The 3,461-nt window shown below is 66.9% G+C and carries 3 protein-coding genes and 1 pseudogene; 3 read left to right on the plus strand and 1 reads right to left on the minus strand.

Features of this window, described 5'->3' with window-relative positions; translation table 11 throughout:
* The 3 genes and pseudogenes from WAO18_RS21395 to WAO18_RS21405 form a co-directional block, all read left to right on the plus strand.
* Positions 1–99 (plus strand): annotated as a pseudogene (locus WAO18_RS21395) (3'(2'),5'-bisphosphate nucleotidase CysQ); the annotation flags it as partial.
* Positions 100–121: 22 nt separating this feature from the next.
* Positions 122–1,375: a cysteine--1-D-myo-inosityl 2-amino-2-deoxy-alpha-D-glucopyranoside ligase gene (gene mshC, locus WAO18_RS21400; RefSeq protein WP_422208236.1), complete on the plus strand. Its 1,254-nt coding sequence runs from the start codon at positions 122–124 to the stop codon at positions 1,373–1,375.
* Positions 1,376–1,391: 16 nt separating this feature from the next.
* Positions 1,392–2,273: an SDR family oxidoreductase gene (locus WAO18_RS21405; protein ID WP_422208237.1), complete on the plus strand. Its 882-nt coding sequence runs from the start codon at positions 1,392–1,394 to the stop codon at positions 2,271–2,273.
* Positions 2,274–2,322: 49 nt separating this feature from the next.
* Here the strand turns inward: WAO18_RS21405 and WAO18_RS21410 are convergent, their stop codons facing one another.
* Positions 2,323–3,201, minus strand: coding sequence for a PAC2 family protein (locus WAO18_RS21410; RefSeq protein ID WP_422208238.1), 879 nt, complete (start codon positions 3,199–3,201; stop codon positions 2,323–2,325).
* Between the last annotated feature and the right edge of the window lie 260 nt (positions 3,202–3,461).

Genomic DNA, 3,461 nt, shown 5'->3' on the forward strand with positions numbered 1-3,461 from the left:
ATGATCTACAACCGCCCCGACCCGTATCTGCCCGACTTCCTGATGTGTCGCGCCGAACTCGCGGATCTGTTGCTGGGTGCCATCCGGTTGGCGAGCTAGCCGAAGCTTTACAGTCGACGGTATGCAATCCTGGCCCGCCGCGCCAATACCGGCGCTGCCCGGACGCGGCCCGGAACTGCGGCTGTACGACAGCTCCGACCGCCAGGTGCGACCGGTTGCGGCCGGGCCGACGGCCACCATGTACGTCTGCGGGATTACGCCCTACGACGCCACCCATCTCGGTCACGCCGCGACCTATCTGGCATTCGATCTGATTCACCGGTTGTGGCGAGACCTCGGACACGACGTGCATTACGTGCAGAACATCACCGATGTCGACGATCCGCTCTTCGAGCGGGCCCACCGCGACGGCATCGACTGGCGCGACCTTGCGGCCCGCGAAGTGGCGCTGTACCGCGACGACATGACCGCGTTGCGGGTGTTGCCGCCGCGCGAATACGTGGCGGCAACCGAGGCGGTCGCCGAGGTGGTCGAGCTGGTCGAGAAGATGCTGGCTTCGGGGGCCGCCTACGTCGTCGACGACGCCGAATTCCCCGACGTCTACTACCGCGCCGACGCCACGCTGCAGTTCGGCTACGAGTCCGGCTACGACCGCGACACCATGCTGACGCTGTTCGCCGAACGCGGCGGCGACCCGGACCGGTCGGGCAAAACCGACCAACTCGACGCGTTGCTGTGGCGTGCCGAACGACCTGGCGAGCCGAGCTGGCCCTCGCCGTTCGGGCCCGGCCGGCCGGGCTGGCACGTCGAGTGCGCGGCGATCGCGCTCAGCCGCATCGGCAGCGGGCTGGACATCCAGGGCGGCGGCAGCGATCTGATCTTTCCGCATCACGAATTCACCGCTGCGCACGCCGAATCTGTCAGCGGCGAAAGACGTTTCGCGGCGCACTACGTCCACGCGGGCATGATCGGGTGGGACGGTCACAAGATGTCCAAGAGCCGCGGCAACTTGGTGCTGGTGTCCGGGTTACGCGCCGAGGGCGTCGAACCGGCGGCCATTCGACTGGGTCTGCTGGCCGGGCACTATCGGGCCGATCGCGACTGGGGACCGCAGGTGCTCCAGCAGGCCAACACCCGGCTGCAGCGGTGGCGTGCCGCGACCGCATTGCCGGCCGGCCCAGACGCCGCCGACGTAATCGCCCGGGTGCGCCAATATCTCGCAGACGACCTCGACACGCCCAAAGCGCTTGCCGCACTTGATGGTTGGACCACCGATGCGCTGGAATACGGCGGTCACGACGCCGAGGCGCCGCGAGCTGTCGCAGCCACCATGGATGCGCTATTAGGTGTTGACTTGTCATCAACGCGACGCTAGAAGGTAGGTTGCCGCCATGACGTCAGTTAGTTCTCAAGTCGTATTCATCACCGGCGCCGGCCATGGAATCGGGGCCGAAGTGGCCCGCCGGTTGCACGAGAAGGGCGCCAAACTGGTGCTCACCGACCTCGACGAGGGGGCGCTGGCGGAGCGGTCCGCCGAGCTGGGCGGCGACCAGAATGTGCTGACCGTGGTTGCCGACGTCCGCGATCTGGCCGCCATGCAGACCGCGGCCGCGCAGGCCGTCGAGAAGTTCGGCGGTATCGACACCGTCGTCGCCAACGCCGGTATCGCCAGCTACGGCTCGGTGCTGAATGTCGATCCCGACGCGGTCAAGCGGGTGCTGGACGTCAACCTGCTCGGCGTCTTCAACACTGTGCGGGCCGCCTTGCCTTCGATCATCGAGCGCCGCGGCTACGTCCTGGTCGTCTCGTCGTTGGCCGCGTTCACCGCGGCGCCGGGAATGGCCCCCTACGACATGTCCAAGGCCGGCAACGAGCATCTCGCGCACGCGTTACGGCTCGAAGTAGCCCACCTCGGCGTGGCCGTCGGCTCGGCGCACATGTCCTGGATCGACACTGCGCTGGTCCGCGACACCCAGAAGGATCTGCCGGTGTTCGGCGAGCAGTTGGCGAAGTTCCCGTGGCCGTTGAACAAGACCACCTCGGTGGACAAGTGCGCCGCGGCGTTCGTCGACGGCATCGAGCACCGGCGCAAGCGGGTGTACTGCCCGGGCTGGGTGAGTGTGTTCCGCTGGATGAAGCCGTTCATGTCGACCCGGTTCGGCGAGGGCCCGATCCTCAAAACCGCCGGCGGGCAGGTAGCCCAGATGGACGCCGAGGTCGCCGCGCTCGGCCGGTCTGTCAGCGCCCACACCCAGCAGCTGGACAAACCCTAGGTTTGGCGACGACTCGCCGCACTCGGCTGCGCCGAGCTTGCGGTCGCCGCTAGCGCCCGAAGCCCGGCCGGCGGCGACGCAGATAGCGTTCGAACTCCGCGGCCAGCGCGTCGCCGTCGATCTTGCCCAGCACCTCGGTCATGTCGACCTCGGCATCTCCGCGCTGCTCCAATGACTGCACGTACTCGGCGATTTCGTCGTCCTCGGTGGTCATCTCGGTGACCGCCTGCTCCCATTCCTCGGCTTGGGCGGGCAGGTCAGCCAGCGGCACCTCGATATCGAGTACTTCCTCGACGCGGCGCAGCAGCGCGACAGTCGCTTTCGGGTTCGGCGGCTGCGAGACGTAGTGCGGGACTGCCGCCCAGAAGGTGACGGCCGGTATCCCCGCCGCCACACAGGCGTCCTGAAAGACCCCGGCGATGCCGGTCGGGCCTTCGTAGCGGGTTTCCTGCAGCCCGAAGCGGTGTGCCGACTCAGGTGAGTAGGCCGCCCCGGACACCGGCACCGGCCGGGTGTGCGGCGTGTCGGCCAGCAGAGCGCCGAGGATCACCACGGTGTCGACGTTGAGCTTGTCGGCGACGGCCAGCAGCTCGCCGCAGAAGGTGCGCCACCGCATGTTCGGCTCCACGCCGTGCATCAGCACGATGTCGCGCTCGGTGCCCGGCGGGCGGCAATGCGAGATGCGCATCGACGGCCAGACCAATTCCCGGGTCACGCCGTCGACCTGCCGGATCACCGGGCGATTGACCTGATAGTCGTAGTACGCCTCGTCGTCGATCTCGACAATCGGATCGGCCTCCCAGATGGCGTCCAGGTGCTCCAGCGCGTCGCTGGCCGCGTCACCGGCGTCGTTCCAGCCCTCGAACGCGGCCACGACGACCGTGTTGTGCAGTTCGGGGAACGAGGTGCTGACGTCCGGCGAGGTCACGCAACCAGCGTAAAGCCTGACTTAGACCACGGCGCGTAGAGCAACGGCTCATTTTCCGTCGACCAGCGATGCTTGTCGACGGATGTATGCGCCCAAGTACCGAATGGTCGAGACGAAATACGTTCGGCTGCAATCTGGTTAACCTGGAAAATAGGACATTGCCGACAAGATCCGCGAGCTGGCGCTCAAGGGCGCCGCTGTCGCCAAGCGGATCGAGTTGAGTTGGGCGTCCAGCCGTGGGGTGACGACGTAGACTTTTC

Source organism: Mycobacterium sp., assembly GCF_049278535.1.
In the GTDB taxonomy this organism is placed as follows: domain Bacteria; phylum Actinomycetota; class Actinomycetes; order Mycobacteriales; family Mycobacteriaceae; genus Mycobacterium.

Bases quoted from the DNA above. Each gene is read 5' to 3' on its own strand.
- WAO18_RS21405 (WP_422208237.1), top strand. From the start codon at position 1,392: ATGACGTCAGTTAGTTCTCAAGTCGTATTCATCACCGGCGCCGGCCAT.
- mshC (WP_422208236.1), top strand. From the start codon at position 122: ATGCAATCCTGGCCCGCCGCGCCAATACCGGCGCTGCCCGGACGCGGC.